At 46.4% G+C, this 17,689-nt stretch carries 17 protein-coding genes; 3 read left to right on the top strand and 14 right to left on the bottom strand.

Translation table 11 applies throughout. From position 1 onward, the window contains the following. Window positions 1-15 precede the first annotated feature (15 nt). The 4 genes from ABIN22_RS02950 to pth form a co-directional block, all read right to left on the bottom strand. Window positions 16-576, bottom strand: coding sequence for a manganese efflux pump MntP (locus tag ABIN22_RS02950; protein WP_109729389.1), 561 nt, complete (start codon window positions 574-576; stop codon window positions 16-18). Between the two features lie 220 nt (window positions 577-796). Next, on the bottom strand, window positions 797-1,855 hold the full coding sequence (locus tag ABIN22_RS02945) for a peptidylprolyl isomerase (protein WP_118618992.1): 1,059 nt from the start codon (window positions 1,853-1,855) through the stop codon (window positions 797-799). A gap of 48 nt (window positions 1,856-1,903) precedes the next feature. Beyond that, window positions 1,904-5,287 carry a transcription-repair coupling factor gene (mfd, locus tag ABIN22_RS02940; protein ID WP_346906450.1) on the bottom strand — a complete coding sequence of 1,128 codons (3,384 nt, stop codon included), beginning with the start codon at window positions 5,285-5,287 and terminating at the stop codon, window positions 1,904-1,906. A 4-nt stretch (window positions 5,288-5,291) separates the two neighbouring features. Then, on the bottom strand, window positions 5,292-5,870 hold the full coding sequence (gene pth, locus ABIN22_RS02935) for an aminoacyl-tRNA hydrolase (protein ID WP_346906448.1): 579 nt from the start codon (window positions 5,868-5,870) through the stop codon (window positions 5,292-5,294). 206 nt (window positions 5,871-6,076) lie between these two features. Between pth and ABIN22_RS02930 the strand changes: the two genes are divergently transcribed. Beyond that, on the top strand, window positions 6,077-6,511 hold the full coding sequence (locus ABIN22_RS02930; protein WP_109729393.1) for a hypothetical protein: 435 nt from the start codon (window positions 6,077-6,079) through the stop codon (window positions 6,509-6,511). A gap of 24 nt (window positions 6,512-6,535) precedes the next feature. Here the strand turns inward: ABIN22_RS02930 and ABIN22_RS02925 are convergent, their stop codons facing one another. From ABIN22_RS02925 to sigG, 3 genes are all read right to left on the bottom strand, one after another. Further along, complete coding sequence (locus ABIN22_RS02925; RefSeq protein ID WP_109729394.1) at window positions 6,536-6,799, bottom strand: glyoxalase; 264 nt, start codon at window positions 6,797-6,799, stop codon at window positions 6,536-6,538. Beyond that, a complete protein-coding gene (locus ABIN22_RS02920) occupies window positions 6,792-7,469 on the bottom strand; it encodes an HAD family hydrolase (RefSeq protein WP_118618996.1) in 678 nt (225 codons plus the stop codon). Before ABIN22_RS02920 ends, ABIN22_RS02925 begins: the two co-directional genes overlap by 8 nt. A 122-nt stretch (window positions 7,470-7,591) precedes the next feature. After that, window positions 7,592-8,371 carry an RNA polymerase sporulation sigma factor SigG gene (gene sigG / locus ABIN22_RS02915; RefSeq protein WP_109729396.1) on the bottom strand — a complete coding sequence of 260 codons (780 nt, stop codon included), beginning with the start codon at window positions 8,369-8,371 and terminating at the stop codon, window positions 7,592-7,594. 193 nt (window positions 8,372-8,564) lie between these two features. Between sigG and ABIN22_RS02910 the strand changes: the two genes are divergently transcribed. Beyond that, window positions 8,565-8,861 (top strand): nucleotidyltransferase family protein, encoded by a 297-nt coding sequence (locus ABIN22_RS02910; RefSeq protein ID WP_118618998.1) that lies wholly within the window; start codon window positions 8,565-8,567, stop codon window positions 8,859-8,861. Next, complete coding sequence (locus tag ABIN22_RS02905) at window positions 8,848-9,261, top strand: HI0074 family nucleotidyltransferase substrate-binding subunit (RefSeq protein WP_346906445.1); 414 nt, start codon at window positions 8,848-8,850, stop codon at window positions 9,259-9,261. Before ABIN22_RS02910 ends, ABIN22_RS02905 begins: the two co-directional genes overlap by 14 nt. Before the next feature lie 71 nt (window positions 9,262-9,332). Here ABIN22_RS02905 and ABIN22_RS02900 read toward each other — a convergent pair whose 3' ends face one another. From ABIN22_RS02900 to ABIN22_RS02870, 7 genes are all read right to left on the bottom strand, one after another. Continuing rightward, complete coding sequence (locus ABIN22_RS02900) at window positions 9,333-9,950, bottom strand: manganese catalase family protein (protein WP_109729397.1); 618 nt, start codon at window positions 9,948-9,950, stop codon at window positions 9,333-9,335. Further along, window positions 9,951-10,388: a spore coat protein CotJB gene (locus ABIN22_RS02895; protein ID WP_346906443.1), complete on the bottom strand. Its 438-nt coding sequence runs from the start codon at window positions 10,386-10,388 to the stop codon at window positions 9,951-9,953. Window positions 10,389-10,510: 122 nt separating this feature from the next. Next, window positions 10,511-12,121 (bottom strand): MBL fold metallo-hydrolase RNA specificity domain-containing protein, encoded by a 1,611-nt coding sequence (locus ABIN22_RS02890; protein WP_109729836.1) that lies wholly within the window; start codon window positions 12,119-12,121, stop codon window positions 10,511-10,513. An 830-nt stretch (window positions 12,122-12,951) separates the two neighbouring features. Further along, entirely contained in the window at window positions 12,952-13,692 is a 741-nt protein-coding gene (gene sigE, locus ABIN22_RS02885; RefSeq protein WP_109729399.1) for an RNA polymerase sporulation sigma factor SigE, read from the bottom strand. Window position 13,693: 1 nt separating this feature from the next. Next, entirely contained in the window at window positions 13,694-14,482 is a 789-nt protein-coding gene (locus ABIN22_RS02880) for a sigma-E processing peptidase SpoIIGA (RefSeq protein ID WP_346906441.1), read from the bottom strand. Between the two features lie 618 nt (window positions 14,483-15,100). Beyond that, window positions 15,101-16,300: a cell division protein FtsZ gene (ftsZ, locus tag ABIN22_RS02875; RefSeq protein WP_109729401.1), complete on the bottom strand. Its 1,200-nt coding sequence runs from the start codon at window positions 16,298-16,300 to the stop codon at window positions 15,101-15,103. Window positions 16,301-16,657: 357 nt separating this feature from the next. Further along, window positions 16,658-17,683 (bottom strand): cell division protein FtsQ/DivIB, encoded by a 1,026-nt coding sequence (locus ABIN22_RS02870; RefSeq protein ID WP_346906438.1) that lies wholly within the window; start codon window positions 17,681-17,683, stop codon window positions 16,658-16,660. Window positions 17,684-17,689: the final 6 nt, after the last annotated feature.

The following is a 17,689-nucleotide window of genomic DNA, read 5'->3' as shown; positions in this document are numbered from 1 at the left end:
GGAAATACCATCGTTTTACAGGACCCCCAGATGTTCCAGCAGGATCTTCACCCCCAGAAGGATCAGGATGATTCCTCCTGCGAGCTCTGCTTTTGATTTGTATTTTGTCCCAAACACATTCCCGATCTTTACTCCGGCGGCTGACAGGATGAATGTAGTCACTCCTATAAAAGATACGGCGGGGATGATATTCACACGGAGAAATGCAAAGGTGATTCCCACCGCCAGTGCATCTATACTGGTTGCCACGGCCAGAACAAACATCGTTTTTATGTCCAGGGAATCACTTGTATTTTCGCATTCCCCCGAGAGTGATTCCCTGACCATGTTCACACCGATGATTCCAAGCAGGATAAAGGCGATCCAGTGGTCTACAGCCGTGATTTTATCCTGAAACTGTACGCCCAGAATGTAACCGATGAGCGGCATAAGTGCCTGAAACCCTCCAAACCACAGTGCAACAATAGATACTTTTTTCACGGTAATCCTGGGCATCGCCAGGCCCTTACAGACGGACACCGCAAATGCATCCATTGATAATCCTACTGCCAGTAAAAATAATTCTATAAATCCCATTCTTTTTTCCTCCTGTGTAATGAATCTGACGTGGGTTAGAATAAAAGGGCAAAAAAAAGACACATGTACAGCAAATAAACTGTACATGAGTCTCATTAATTAAGATAAGCCAGACTTTCCAGTCAGTATGTTGACTTACCACGCATATCCTGCGCCAATTACTCCCTCACGGACTGATTAGTATTCTATCATCCAAAGACTGCAATTTCAAGTATTTTATTTATTCATTATCCGAATAGTCGTCTTCACTCTGCTTTACAGTGACACCCTGCTTTTCAAAATTGACTTTCTTCCAAACATTTTTATGTTCTGTTATCTCTGTGTCTTCTCTCCACTTCTTCAGAAGAGAATCATACTGCTCCTGCTTTCTCTCTTCCACAATGGATTCCTTCTTTGCATCGGTAGCTTCTCTGTCAAGGAAACTGGTCACTTTTGCCACATAAATACCTGAATCCGTATCAACGATGTCTGTGACGTCCCCTTCATTCTCAAGAGCATCCGCTGCCTTCACCAGATCTGCATTCGGGGATGTGGAATCGGCATCAAATGTAGCTGTCTTTACTTCCTGTCCTGCTTCCTGTGCCAGAGCCCCTATATCCGGATTGTCCCCTGCTTTTAAGCTGTCTGCAAATTCCTGTGCCTTCTGCTTCTGGGCCGCTTTCTCGTCATCAGTCATGGCCTCTGAATTACCATCCGCATCTGTCTTATTATAAGAGAACAAAACATACTGCATGCTCTTCTGCGCGGCCTCTTCATCAGACACCTCTTCGTCAACGCCTTCCTTCATCGGCTGGTCCATCCTGCTCTGTATGGTAGCAAGCTCCAGGTACTTCTTTACATTCTTCTCATACCCGGAAACCGCCTCTTTGTCCTCCAGAGTGTTATCTTCTACAAAGAGATTAGCTGCCTTATCAATCGCCTTTTTATCATCATCAGTCAGTTCAATATCATAATCCGCCGCATGCTGGTTCAAAAGATACATGTTCTCCAGAGCTTCAAGGAGGCTTTCTTTCATACCGTCTTCGTAGGTCTTGCCATCCTCAACCTCCTGCTTCCACATGTCCTCACCAGTCATCCCCATCATACCCGCATAATAGGTCTCATACTGAGCCTGCTGCATTCTGGCATAAAAATTGGCAACACCCAGTGTGATCTTATCCTTTCCAACCTCTGCCACGACCGCATCATTATCCATAGAACGGCTGCATCCTGCCAGAGATGACACTGCAAGGGCTCCCGCTGCCGCCATAATTATCAATTTCTTTCTGAACTGTCCCATAATATCCTCCTACGTACATTCTAACTTCATTATTATAGCCTTTTTTTATTATTCTAACAAGCCTTTTATATCATTTAACAGCTTTTTCACCAATTCCAGAACGTCCTCGTCCTTTGTCTTCCCGCTGCGCCCCTTCTTCTGGTACAGGAAATACGGCGGTGTGTCGGCCTTGAATACAAGGCTGCCATTGTAGGCCTTGAGAAGTCCCGGTATTTTCTGCGGCTGTACCTTTGCTTTCTCATACATGGTAAGCTGGTATGCATCTCCTTTTTGCTCCACTGCCGTTACATAGGCAGAATGAGCCAGCGCCTTTAAGCCTGCAATGTTCAAAAGCTGCTGCACCTTCCTCGGGATGTCGCCGAAACGGTCGATGAGTTCTTCGATCATATCGTCCATCTCCTCTTCATTCTCAATGCTGGCAATCCGTTTATAGACATCCAGCTTCTGGAATTCATTTGCAATATAAGACTCTGGAATATACGCATCGATATTCAGGTCGATGGAGGTTGTATACACATCTTCTTCCATCTCCCCCTTCAGCTGTTTCACTGCCTCATTGAGCATCTTACAGTACAGGTCATACCCCACGGCCTCCATATGGCCGTGCTGCCGGGCGCCTAGGAGGTTGCCCGCCCCGCGTATTTCCAGATCCCGCATGGCGATCTTAAACCCGGAACCAAGATCCGTAAATTCACGGATCGCGGCGAGGCGCTTCTCCGCAATTTCTTTGAGCATCTTATCCCTTCTGTACAGAAGAAACGCATATGCCATACGGTTCGAACGCCCGACCCTCCCCCGAAGCTGGTAGAGCTGGGAGAGTCCCAGCCGGTCCGCATCGTGGATGATCATTGTATTTACATTGGAAATATCCAGTCCCGTCTCAATGATCGTCGTGGAAACGAGGACATCAATATCACCGTTAATGAAGTCATACATAATATTTTCCAGTTCCCGCTCGTTCATCTGGCCGTGGGCAAACGATACTACAGCATCCGGGACAAGCCTCTGGATCCTGCCCGCCACATCTGCGATGTCGCTGACACGGTTGTATACATAGTAGACCTGTCCGTCACGGGACAGTTCTCTTTCTATGGCCTCCCTGACCATCTCGTCATTGTATTCCATTACATAGGTCTGAATCGGCATACGGTCCATCGGGGCTTCTTCCAGCACGCTCATATCCCTGATTCCGATCAGGCTCATATGGAGCGTTCTGGGAATCGGTGTGGCTGTCAGGGTCAGTACGTCTATATTTTCTTTCAGCTTCTTGATCTTCTCCTTGTGTGTGACCCCGAAACGCTGCTCCTCATCAATAATCAGCAGGCCTAAGTCTTTGAACAGGACATCCTTTGACAGGACCCTGTGTGTTCCGATCACAATGTCCACAAGGCCTTTCTTTAAATCTTCCACCGTCTTCTTCTGCTGCGTGGAAGTCCTGAATCTGCACAGGAGGTCCACCCTGACCGGGAAGTCTTTCATCCTCTGTACAAACGTGTTGTAATGCTGCTGGGCCAGAATCGTAGTCGGCACAAGATAAACGACCTGCTTTCCCTCCTGAACCGCTTTAAAGGCGGCCCTGATTGCAATCTCAGTCTTCCCATACCCGACATCCCCACAGATCAGACGGTCCATGATCTTCCTGCTTTCCATATCCCGTTTAGTGTCGGCAATCGCCTGGAGCTGGTCGTCCGTTTCCTCAAAAGGAAACATCTCCTCAAATTCCTTCTGCCATACGGTGTCCGTCTCATAGGCATACCCTTCGGCCTGCTGCCTTGCCGCATACAGCTCTACCAGGTCCTTCGCAATCTCCCTGACTGCTCCGCGTACCTGACTCTTTGTCTTCGCCCACTGGCTCGTTCCCAGCTTGTTCAGCTTTGGTTTCTTTGCGTCCGCCCCCGCATACTTCTGGATCAGGTCCAGCTGGGTCGCCAGAATATAAAGCGCGCCTCCCCCGGCATAGGTAATCTTCATGTAGTCTTTCGTGATTTTGTCTACTTCAATCTTTTCGATACCCTGATAAATTCCCAAACCGTGGTTTTCATGTACAACATAGTCCCCGATCTTCAGTTCCGAGAAGTTCTGGATCTTCTGCCCCTCATAGACTTTCCGGCGTTTCTTCTTTTTGTGTTTCCCGAAAATATCGGTCTCTGAGATGACCATGAACTTCAGCATCGGATATTCATATCCCTCTTCCACATGCCCGTACGCAACCATGATCGCCCCGGGCTGTACGATGCGGCCCATATCCTCGCTGTAAAAACTGCTCAGGTCATAATCCCGCAGATCCTCTGCAAGACGCCGTGCACGCGTCCTGGAGCCGGAAAGGAGGATCACGCGGTACCCATTTCTTTTCAGCCTCTTCAAGTCCCTCGTCAGCATTTCGAAGCTGTTATTGTACGGATTTACACCCTTTGTCTGAAGACTGTAAGTATCCCGCACATGAAAAGAACCGCATTTTGACTCCAGCGTCGTCAGTCCGATTCCGTAATACTGGTTCATCTTCTCCACAAGCTCTTTTGTGGAAAACACACGCAGATCCTCTTCCTCATCCTGAATTCCCGCGGCCTCCCTGTTTTTCTGACTGTTCAGGAATTCTTCCTCCACCTCGTCCAGACGTTCCAGAAGTCGTACAGGTTCATCCAGAAATAATATACTTTTTGAAACCGGGAAATAATCCAGAAAGGAAACACAGTCTGCGCTGTCCCCCTGAAGCTCTGCGGCGGGATAAATCACGACCTCGTCCAGATTCTCAACCGAACGCTGGCTCTCCACATCAAACGTACGGATCGAGTCCACCTCGTCGCCCCACAGTTCTATACGGACGGGAAGCTCTTCTGTCAGGGGGAACACATCCAGAATCCCGCCTCTCACGGCAAACTGTCCCGGCCCCTCGACTTCTGTCTCTCTCTCATACCCCATCGCTGAAAGTTTTTTCTGGAGTTTTGTAAAATCAACGGCCCCCTCTCCTGAAATATGAATCCTCTTTTCAGAAATGTCATTAAGCGGGGACATTCCATCCAGAAAAGCATCGATCGTCGTAATGATAGTAATCCCGTTTTCAGTCCCCCCGGCATCTCCTGCTGAAGCACTGCCTTCGTTTCCGGCCTCGAAAATTGCCTTTACCACTTCCATGCGCTGCTTTACCAGATACTTTCCCTTAATATCGGCATGATAAAAAAGCAGGTCCTTTGCCGGGTAAAGGTACACATCCTCATCCAGAAAACGATATTCCTCATAGGCTTTCTTCGCCTTTTCATCACTGGAAAAAGCGATGATTTTGTAAAAACAACCATCGCTTAATGCATATATCAGGTGGGTCTTCTGTGAGTTGACACATCCCGCAATCTGCAGGATTCCTTTTTCCTTCATTCGTTTTGAAAAAATCTCATTATACTCCGCCAGCTCGGAAAGCGGCGCTAAAAAAGCCTGCATAAGTCTACTCTTCCTTCTTTTTGCGGTTATATTCATTCATCGCGGCCTGAATCTCCCCGGACGTAATCATTTCCACGGCATGTACCGCCTGACTGTAGCCTTCTTCCATCAATTCATGCTCCGCTTTTGTAAAATGCCCAAGCACATAGTCTGCCAGATCATACCTCGGCGGCTTTTCACCAACGCCAACCTTAATCCGTGGAAATACCTGACTTCCCAGATGTGCAATGATGCTCTTGATCCCATTGTGCCCTCCGGCACTTCCCTTTGCCCGGATGCGCAGCTGTCCGACGCCGAGGCTCACATCATCATAAATAATAATCAGTTCCTGCTCAATATCCACCTTGTAGTAATCCACGAGACTGAAAATACTCTCACCGCTGAGATTCATATAAGTCATGGGCTTTGCCAGAATCACCTTCTGGCCCCCGATAATGCCTTTCCCTATGAATGCACGGTGCTTCCTCGTGTCCACTGATATATTATATTGGCCAGCAATGGCATCAATGACTTCAAATCCCACATTATGCCTTGTTCCTTCGTATTGTTTATCCGGATTTCCCAATCCAGCAATAATATACATAACTTTCACCTCTTCATGCAGGGCCGTAATTAAAAATTAAACACAGCCTGAATTTTCCAAATGTGGCTGATACGCCGCATCTCCATACATTTTACAGGATTGCATCCTATTTGTCACGTAAAAGCCGCGAATATTTTTCGGTTTCCCGTCATACACTTATAAAAAGCGAAATGGAAATAAAATGGCTAACATGGGAGGTCTTTTTCATGGGTTCTAAAACTAAAATCATCGTTCTGCATATGAAAGAAATCATTTATACCGCAGTTTTTGTGGCACTGGGCATACTGCTTGTCATTCTGCTGGTAGTTATGTTCCGTCCCGGAGGGAAAGATAAAAGTGCAGATGCGAAAAAACAGTACACTCCGGGGGTCTACACTTCAACACTGACTCTGAACAACACAAACCTGGAGGTCGAAGTATCCGTGGATGAGTCACATATCAACTCCATCCGGTTCTCCAATCTGGATGAGGCGATGACAACCATGTTCCCGCTCATCCAGCCGGCAATCGAAGAAATTGCTGATCAGGTCTATGATAAGCAGTCGCTCGAGGAAATTTCGTTATCCGATGATACCCCGTACACATCCCAGGTGATCCTGGATGCAATAAAAGAAGCCACAGAAAAAGCCGCAGTGAAATAATTCTGCGGCTTTTGTATGTGTGGATTATCCTTCCACGATCAGATACTGACCATTCTGCAGTGCGAATACTTCTGACGCTTCTTCCAGTTCTTCCGGAGTCATCGCATCGACATCGATCCCGCTCTCCTCAAAATATTCCCTTACCTCGTCAATGGAATCAACAACCACTGCCATGCAGTCTTCCAGGAAGGCTTCTGCCTCCTCCAGTGTCTCAGCCACAGGTTCGTCAAACAGCTGGGACTGTTTCTGCAAAAATGTAAGTAAACATTCCTCATCGTATTCATTCATGACTTTCCACCTCCCTATCATTGATAAATTCAAAGATCTCAAGCGGCGAATCCATAATCAGTTCAGCTCCCGCTTCTCTGAGGGCTTCTCTGCCCCTGAATCCCCAGGATACTCCTATGGTCTTCATCCCGGCCGCTCTCCCTGTCGCAATGTCCACTTCAGAATCGCCGATATACAACGTCTCTGACGCATCTGCCTGTAGCTTCTGCGCAATATCGAGCGCTGCCGCAGGGTCCGGCTTTCTTGGTACGCCCTCTTTCTGGCCCTGTATCCACTGAAATGTATCCGTGCCGAAAATCTCTTTCACGACGCTCAAAGCATCTCTGTCCGGCTTGTTGGACAGTACCGCCATCCTGATTCCCGCCGGCTTAAGCTTTGATAGCAGTTCCATGATCCCGTCATACGGTACTACATGATATGTGCATCCGGTCTTAAATATGCGGTCATATCTTTGCATGGCCTCGTCAAGCCGTGCCAGATCCTTCTCACCTGACGCTTTCAGGGATTTCTCTAAAAGCACCTTAGCGCCGTTGCCAACAAACATCCGGCATTCATCCCGGGTGATCGGTGGAAGTCCCATCTCTTTCAGTGTCTCATTCACAGAAAAAGTCAAAGAATCCAAAGTATCTGTCAATGTTCCGTCTAAATCAAAAATGCAAGCTTTATACATGGTTCCTCTCCATACCTTCCTTATTATCGTATCTGTATAGAACAGTTACTTATAATCTACGTTTATCATAGTATGAAGTCATGGAAATTTCAACCATAAATAGGGATTTTTTCTGAATGTGTTTATCCAAGCAGGTACTGCTTCATTACTTTCAGTGCATTTTTCTCCAGACGGCTGACCTGTGCCTGTGATATCTTGATCTCCTCGGCCACTTCCATCTGGGTCTTTCCTTCAAAGAAACGGAGGGTAATGATATAGCGCTCCCGCTCATTGAGACGCTCCATCGCGGCTTCCAGTGACAGCTCCTCTACCCAGTTTTCCTCCTTATTCTTCTTATCGCTCACCTGGTCCATGACATACAGCGTATCCCCCCCATCCGAGTACACAGGCTCATGCAGGCTCATAGGCATCTGTATGGCATCCAGAGCAAAGACGATATCCTCTTTGGAGATTCCGATCTCCTCTGCAATCTCCTGCACGGTAGGCTCCTTTAAATGCTTCTTCATATAGCCTTCCTTCGCATAGATTGCCTTATAAGCGGTATCCCTTAAGGACCTGCTGACACGGATGGAATTATTGTCCCTTAAATACCTTCTGATTTCCCCGATAATCATTGGAACTGCATAAGTAGAAAACTTCACCGCCCTGTCCGGGTCAAAATGGTCCACCGCCTTCATGAGTCCTACGCAGCCGATCTGGAACAGGTCATCCGCATTCTCATTACTGCTTGAAAACCGCTTAATCACACTTAAGACCAGCCTTAAATTCCCTTTAATATACTGTTCCCGCGCCTCTTCGTCCCCTTCCTTAATACGGGAAAACAAAGCCACCTTCTCTTCTTCTTTCAAGAGTGGGAGCTTCGCTGTATTGACACCACATAATTCCACTTTATTCAAAGCCATAATAAAAATCCTCCTAGACGAAAATTTGATCTAGTAAAATCATTCTCATTCTGGCCGGCAGTTATTCTTTGGGGAGAAAATTAAAAAAAGTTTTAGTCCTTGACAATACAATTCGCCTCTGGTGGGATAACGCAAGTTGAATTTAGAGATTCTTTTGTGTATAATGGTAAAAAACAGATGGATAGGAAATATTATGTGTACAGGAAAAACAGGAATACGCAGGCAGGTTTTAGAAGAAATTATAGATTTGGCAAAGTTTTATGATCTTTCAAGGGTCATTTTGTTCGGCTCAAGAGCCAGAGGATGTTATCTGGAAAAAAGTGATATTGATCTGGCTGTAGAGGGAAAGAATATCGTGGACTTTGCATTGGATGTGGATGAAAAGACAGATACCTTACTGCAGTATGACATCGTGGATTTGTCAACAGCCCGGGAAGAATTATTGGAAAACATCAGGAAGGATGGGATCATATTATATGAGAAAATTTGATAATTACTGCAGCAATCTGGCTGTTTTGGAAAAAGCATATAAAGAAGATATTCAGAATGAATTTATAGTTTCGGGGATTATAGATAAGTTCTCCATTCAATTTGAACTTGGATGGAAAGTATTGAAGGAATTCATTCTGTACGAAGGAAGTTCCATAGGAAAGACAGGCTCACCGAGGGCTATCATAAAAGAGGCCTATCACATCTTTGATTTCATGGACGAAACTATATGGCTTCATATGCTAAAAGATAGAAATGATACAAGCCATATATATGATGGCAATCTGGCAAAAGAACTGGCAGCAAGAATTTTAAAGGAATATATTCCTGAATTTGTATCGACGAGGGAAAACCTATTCCGCAGGTATAAGGATATTGTGGGGGAAAAACAATTTGATTAATATGTATAAACTGGCGCCATTAAATAAATCGGGAATTCTTTTGTATAGCGCCAGTTTATAATTTTTTTGTCTTACAACTCTGTTTTCATCATTCCTTTATCGAATTCAGGATTGAAGTAATAATAATTCTTTGAATCCAATTTTTCTTTCGTTTTTTCTAATGCTTCCCCGAATCTCTGGAAATGCACGACTTCTCTCGCCCTTAAGAATTTCAGTGGTTCTCTGACCTCAGGGTCGGGAATCATCCGCAGCAGGTTGTCGTATACTGTTCTTGCTTTCTGTTCTGCCGCAAGGTCCTCCGTCAGGTCTGTAATGGCATCGCCCTTGGACTGGAATTCGATGGACGTAAATGGCAGCGCGGATGCGGCCTGCGGCCAGAGAGCGGTCGTATGGTCTATATAGTAGGCATCAAATCCTGCCTCTTTTGCCTGCTCAATTGTCAGGTGCTTTGTCAGCTGATAAACCATCGCGCAGATAATCTCCATATGCGCCAGTTCTTCTGTACCGATATCTGTCAAAAGACCGCCCACCTGTTTCACAGGCATGGTATACCTCTGTGAAAGATACCGCATGGATGCGGAGAGCTCTCCGTCGGGTCCGCCGTACTGGCTGATGATCATCTGGGCCGTCTTCGGACAGGTTTTTGTAATTTTAACCGGAAACTGTAATCTTTTTTCATATATCCACATTTAAACACACGCTCCTTCCCAGGGCATGGGACCGTCCTGCCAGCAGAACTTCCCGCCACTCTCACAGTAAATGATGCAGTCTCTCGTCAGGGGATAAAACTTTGCTGCAAATCGTTTTTTCAGCTCATCCCTCTCCTTCGTTTTCTGACTGTACATATCGAGTGCCTGGGTATCACTCATATGAGTATCCAGATACAACGTCAGATCGTCCAGTAAAAAACTTGTCTCTGCTATTTTGGTTAGCAGCGTTTCTCTTTCCCTCTGCTCCTCAGACTTCGGTGCAGCTTCTTTGATATCCTTCTTTTCAATTTCCGCCGCAAAAAACGGCTTGTTCAGATCCCGGAAAATGGTACCTGCAGCCATCGCTTCTTTTTCATCATATAACGCGCCCCATTGCTGAATCGGAATAGACGCAATTGCCAAATGTTCTTCCTGCATAAAAAAATCTCCTTTCTCCACATAAATGAATACACATCTGTGCACACTTAGTATGTGGAGAAAGAAGATTTCTACGTTATAAAAAAACATCCAGTTTTGTTAAAATATATAACCGTACTTCTCTATTCCCAGCTGTCCCATTTATCTGCCAGGTTATTGATCTGATTTTCAAATTTTGCCTTATCCTTGTTGGCGATACCCTCATTCCTGTAGATAACATCCAGAAGCCGCCTTCCAGCTGCAAGCAGTCTTTCGAATGCCGCATCTGCTTTCTTTTGTGCAGGTTTTTTAGCTTTTACAGGTATCCTTACACCCTCGCTGAGGATTTCATTTGCCGCCAGGTCTACTTCTCCGTTCGGGAAAGGCGCCCACGCCGGACATCCGAATTTCTCTTCTATCGTCGCTGCAAACTCATCTGTAACCCCATCTTCCCCATGCACGACAAACACATGTTCCAGAGGCGTCTTGAAACCGCCAAGCCAGTCTAAAAGCCCATTCATATCCGCATGGCCGCTGACTCCGTGCAGACTCTCTATCCTTGCGTGTACTTCGATCGGCTCTCCAAAAAGCCTGACATTCTTTTCCCCTTCCAGAAGCCTCCTGCCCAGAGTTCCATTTGCCTGATAACCTACAAATAAAATCGTACACTCCGGCCTCCACAGGTTATGCTTCAAATGGTGACGGATTCGCCCGGCATCACACATGCCGGATGCAGAAATAATAACCTTCGGCTTTTCAATCAGATTAATCATCCTTGAATCATCACTTGTTGTAGATGTCTTCAATCCCGGGAATACAAGAGGGTTAATCCCCGCATTGACCAGTTTCAGGGCATCCTCATCGAAACATTCCCTCATATTTTTTGAAAAAACCTTCGTGGCCTCGATTGCCAGAGGGCTGTCGAGATAAACCTCAAAATCCGGATACTCTTTCAGCAGATTCTGCTCCTTGATCTCCCGGATGAAATACAGCATCTCCTGCGTCCTGCCGACTGCAAAAGAAGGAATGACTACATTTCCCTTTCTGTCAAATGTTTCCCTCAGGACCTTTGTAAAATCTTTCAGGTAGTCTATCTTCTCTGTAGAATGGACACGGTTGCCATAGGTGGACTCAATCACAACATAGTCGGCTGCTTCTGTATAACTCGGATCTTTGATAATAGGCTGATTGGTATTGCCTACATCACCAGAAAATACAATCTTCTTGGAGATATCCCCCTCTGTTATCCACACTTCAATACTTGCTGAACCAAGCAGATGCCCGACATCCGTAAAGCGTACTTCAACCCCGTCGCAGATCCTGATTCTCTCTGAATACTGGCAGGGTACAATCCGTTCTATGGCATCCAGTGCATCCTGCATCACATAGATTGGTTCGAATACCGGCTGTCCTGCACGCCGTCCCTTCCTGTTCCTCCATTCTGCCTCAAATTCCTGGATATGGGCGCTGTCACGAAGCATAATATTGCACAGGTCAGCAGTTGCAAAAGTCGTGAATATCTCGCCCTTGAAGCCTTTCTTAGCCAGCAGCGGAAGTAACCCGGAATGGTCAATATGCGCATGGGTCAAGAGCACATAGTCAATATCCGTCTCCGGAATCGGAAGTCCCGGATTTTCATACAGGTCCGGCCCCTGCTCCATACCACAGTCTACAAGAATATTCTTCCCTGCCGCCTGTAGCAAATGACAGCTTCCCGTTACTTCATGGGCTGCTCCGATAAAAGTCAATTTCATAAGCTTCACCAACCCTTTTCTTTCTATTGTAGCATCTTTCCCCCGAAACTAACAGGGGAACTTTGGAAAATGTAGGAGGGGATTTTGAGGTAAAGGGCCGCCGTGTGGGAGGGGGGGATGCCGTGTCGGGAAGCGGGTTTCAGGGGAAACTGCCCCTAATTAAAACGGGAGAGGAAATGCGGGCACCGCAGGTATTCGGCCGAACTCCTGATGAGTTCGGCCTGCAACCTGCTTACACACAGGACTTGTGGTCCTGTGTGTATCCCGCCTTTCCCTTCCCGTTTTGATAAAGGGCAGTAATCCCTGAAAGACGCCTCCCGACACGGCATCCCCCCTCCCACACGGCTACGTTCATCCAATCGGGACTCCACACACTTCCGATCGGTAAGTTCTGCCAATATCGCGCATTTGAACTGGCTGGCGCGGTTCAAATGTGCTTTGTACGGTATCGTCATATGACAGGCATAAGCCTGTCATGCAACTTGCTTCATCACTCCTGTTTACGGTCTCCCCGAGCAAAGCGATGGGGACCCCGCGAATTTCTGGAGACAGCGCTGAGAATCCGGGTATGGCGTGCGGCGGGGGCTTTTAGGGGGATGGGATAAGCGGCTTGATGAAATCCCGGGGGAAATGGTGGACCACTTTACGGGCCACAAGTCCGGAAAGTGAGTAGGCTACAGGCAAAAGTCATCAGGACTTTTGCCGCATGCCTACGGTGTCCGCTATTTCCCCCGGGATTTCATTTAGCCGCTTACCCGTTCCCCGACAGCCCCGCCGCACGCCATATCCGGATTCTCAGAAGCGTCCGGGCAAGCCGCCCTCCCCCGGCTTTACTCATACCTCACCATTTCGCGTTTCAGCCGCTGCATGATTTTTTTCTCGAGTCTTGATATGTAGGACTGGGATATGCCGAGCAGGTCTGCTACTTCTTTCTGTGTTTTTTCTTCCCCCTCGGGGTTATCCAGGCCAAAGCGCATTTTTACGATTAGTTTTTCTCTGCTTGACAGTTTGTTGATTGCTTTTACGAGCAGTTTTCTTTCTGCCTCGTTTTCCAGATCTTTGTATATGGTATCCTCGTCGGTGCCTAATATGTCGGACAGAAGAAGTTCGTTTCCATCCCAATCTACGTTCAGCGGTTCGTCGATGGAGACTTCCATCTTGGTCTTGCTGTTCCTGCGCAGATACATGAGGATTTCATTCTCAATGCACCGGGATGCGTAGGTCGCGAGTTTGATCTTTTTGGTCGGGTTGAATGTGTTAATGGCCTTGATCAGCCCGATTGTACCGATTGAGATCAAATCTTCCACACCGACCCCTGTGTTATCAAATTTTTTTGCTATGTATACGACCAGCCTTAAATTATGCTCGATCAGAAGTTTTTTAGCCTCCTCGTCGTATTCGGAACCCAGATGCTGTATCACTTCGGTTTCCCGCTCTGTCTCCAGCGGGGCCGGCAGCACCTCGGAACCTCCGATGTAATGTATTTCTTTATGGTTCGGGAAAAAAATACTTCTAAAGTCTGGTATTACTTTTAATTTAAATTGCTGGGGTACTGCTACTTTTACAACCATTTTATATGCCTCCTAATAGGTCAGGATTTAAAATCATCTGATATTCTTCTTGTTCTGAAACACACTCTTCGCAAACTCCTATAAACGGCTTCTCTACCCATCTCTCTTCCTTTAAGTGGATGCACATTTTCCGGATGCGGAACACGGGCATGATACTCTCTTTTCCTACTGTACGGTATGGTATGTAATGAAAACCGTTTTTCATGTCATCATCTGTCAGAATAGACCTTGCCAGAGCTTTATCTACAACACTTACCGGCTCTTTCGACAAATTGTCTTCCAGAGCATTCCCAGTGTCAATTAACGCCTTTACTCTTTGTTCGCCTGCACTTGTATATAACGTAATCTCGCAAATCTTTTCCTGCAATGTCTTAAGTCTTATAAGAAATTTCCAGATCCCCCTTATCAGGTAATAGCAGCCGACGGCCGCAGCAAAGAACAGACTTCCCGCACGCACGTATGGGTGCAGTGCCTGCAGAATCCCCCCATACAGGAAAGATGCGACATACAGCAAACCAAATGCTTTCCAAAATTGACTTTTTCCTTTGACCTTTAATCCTGTCTTGATCATTATTGTATTGACTGTTGTGTGGAACAAAATGAGTTTTATAATTCCCGGTACCGGAACAGCAATCACAGCACATGTAAGCCCTGCCCCGACTACTCCCCCTAAATAAATGCGTCCATGTGTGGAAGGACATTTCAGCACCTGATTTACGGTAAGCAGTATTAGAGAATCCATCATAAAATTCACCAGAAACAACACGTCTATGTATAATTCATAGTACATGCTCCACCCTCTTTCTCGTTGGTACTAAATCGATTTGGCACTCAAGCAAGATTTATTATAAAGGGAAGAAGGGAAGAAAATTTGTCAGAAACTGACAGAAAAAAAATAATAATTTCGACACGGGGTATTGTTTTATGGGAAGGGGACGCCAGTATGGGGGAGGCGGGGGAGGGGTGTGGTGTTTTGAATGCCGGATGTTTAGACAAGAGTTTGTAATAGAAAATGAGCCTGCTATGCCGGAACCAACCCACTTAATTTTCTAACGTTCCATTTCTCCCATCCACTTTCCTGCCCCACCCTCCATACCGGGATGCACAGCTAAGTGGACGGACAGTCTGGGACCCGCTGTGGGTTTCGATGCCGTTTTAAGAGGGCTTAGAGTGCACTTAGAAAGTGTTACAGCAAAAACGAGAAAAATGAAGGTCAGAATTTGGTGCCCAACACCAAATTCTGTAGCCAACTTGTGGAGAAATCATCAAGATTTCTCCGCATATTGGCTAGTGCCTTCATTTTTCTCGTTTTTGCTGTTATACTTTCTTAGTAAACGGTTCGCCCCCTGAAACGGCATCGAAACCCACGGCGGGTCCCAGACTGTCCGTCCGCTTAGCGTCCCCCCACTTATTTCTTGAAGAAGTCCGGTATTTTTATAGACTGTTCTTTTACCTTGCTTGAAGGTGTCCTTGGCTGATCGAGTGTCGGAATTGTTCCGCCTGACGGTCTGCTTGTTGCCCCTGTCGGTCTTGCTGCCGCGGTTCTGCGCTCCGGATCAATCTGTGTCCTGCCGCTTACCATGTCTCCTGACGGGAGGATGGAACCGACCTTCTGCTGTCCTTCCAGTCTTGCTTTTAACTTGGAAGAGCTTCCGCCTACGTTATGTAAGCCGGTAGCAATGACTGTGATTGTTGCTTCATCAGATCTGGAATCATCATACATAGCACCGAAGATGATGTTTGCATTCTCACCTGCAAGTTCCTGTACGTATTCTGCTGCATCAGATGCATCCATAAGGGTGATATCACCGGAAATATTGATGATAACATGGGATGCACCCTGAATGGTTGTCTCAAGCAGCGGGCTGGCAACAGCCTGTTTTACTGCCTCTAATGCCTTGTCGTCCCCGCGTCCTGCACCGATACCGATATGGGCGATACCCTTGTCCTTCATAACGGTCTGGATATCTGCGAAGTCGAGGTTGATCAGAGAAGGTACATTAATCAGGTCCGTGATACCCTGAATACCCTGCTGTAACACTTCGTCAGCTTTCTTTAAAGCTTCCGGCATGGTTGTCCTTCTGTCAACAACTTCCAACAGCTTGTCATTCGGGATGACAATCAGTGTGTCTACATTTTCTTTTAATTTATCAATTCCCGCAAGGGCATTGGACATACGTGTCCTTGATTCAAAACGGAAAGGCTTTGTGACAACGCCTACAGTCAGTGCTCCCTGCTCCTTTGCTATACGTGCTACGACAGGAGTTGCTCCTGTTCCTGTTCCACCACCCATACCGCAGGTAACGAATACCATGTCAGCACCTTTAAGTGCGGCTGAAATTTCTTCTGAACTTTCCTCGGCAGCCTTCTCCCCTACTTCCGGCTGTGCCCCGGCACCAAGTCCCTTTGTGAGCTTCTCACCAATCTGCATTAAAGTTGGTGCTTTGCATAACTGGAGTGCCTGTTTATCTGTATTGATTGCTATAAATTCTACACCTGCAATCTGCTCATCGATCATGCGGTTTACTGCGTTATTACCGCCGCCGCCGACTCCGATAACTATAATTCTTGCAGCTGCTTCTGATTCGTTGGTTTTAATTTCTAACAAGAGTGTTTCCTCCTTCGTCGTCCTATTAATATTATTTTATACATCCCTTATTCCCACAGGCATCGACACAACGCCATGCCAGCATGACTGTGACATCCGCCGCGGGGCCAAATCCCCGGCAGCCAGCTGTCGGGACCTTGACTTCAATCTACATTCCGGGTTCATTATGAATGCGGAATGACACAGCAGCAATGCCGCCGTTTTTATTGAACGATATAACTCAATAAGTATATAATATAGTCTTTTACATAAATAATCAATAGATTTTTGCTTATTTTCTCTTTTTTTTATTCAATTCATGAAGGCTTTACAGCTTATTTTTCAGCTTTTCTGTAAACCTGCCTGCCGGAGTATGGATTACGGGAACTCCTCCCCCGTCTGGCCATCTTCCTGATACTGGCTGTCCATCTGATTCTGGCTGTCCTGCTGGTCCTGACTGTCCTGCTGGTCCTGACTGTCCTGTTGGTCTTGTCCGTCCTGAGCGTCCCCTGTATCATCCTGATCTGTCCCACCGTCGTCTTTTGACTTGTCCTGAGATGATTTTGGCACAAAACGGACCGCCTTGTCCGAGGCGTCAAAATTCTCCAGATGGAGTGTTCCCTCCTCGTCCGGATATTTTTCTGCCAGCTTCTCAAGGATCGGCGGTACCTGTGCGAGACGATCTTCATAATTGGTCTTGCCGAGCAGGACTTCCACAGTTCCGAAGTAGAGGTTCAGTTCACTGCCTGAACAGGTGATCCGGTCAGGAGTCAGTTCGTATTTTACAATAAGCTGTGAAATCTCTACGATCCGCTGGAATACATTTTTGTCTGATACCGGAAGTATTTTTCCCATCTTTACTTTGGACGCATCGATATCCATACCTTCTATATACGCGGCCCCATCCACTTTGTCTTTTGTCGTCAGAAGTGCCGTCCCTTCTTTATCAAAATAAAGATACTGGTTATTATAATCTATGTATCCGCTTATTTCCTTTTCCTTTACTGTCACACGTATGGACCAGGGTGCTTTCAGGGTGATCCTGGACGATTCTATTGTTGGCAGCTGCTTTGTATCTGCTTTGTTGAACTTCCACCATGCATACACGGAATTCATGCCGTACTTATCGCTCCTGATCCACTCGATCACATCATTTTCAGCTGTATATTTGTTTCCCTTCACTTCTATCTTTTGTATATGGAAGAGGAGGAGAAAAGCAAAAACGATGATTGCTATCCCTAAGACAAATGTCAAAAGTCCCAGAAATACACCCTTTCTCTTCTTCTTTTTTCTCTCAGGAGGACGGTACCCTTCCTTGTATAATACTTCATTTATATATGCTTCATCATCAAACTGTTCATATTTCTCACGTCTGCTCTTCTTACTCTGCTTTCCGCGCTTCATCGATCG

The sequence above is a fragment of the Faecalicatena orotica genome (genome assembly GCF_905197545.1).
In the GTDB taxonomy this organism is placed as follows: domain Bacteria; phylum Bacillota; class Clostridia; order Lachnospirales; family Lachnospiraceae; genus Faecalicatena_A; species Faecalicatena_A orotica.
The sequence above is the reverse complement of the archived record's forward strand: the minus strand, read 5'-3'. Positions and strand labels throughout refer to the sequence as shown.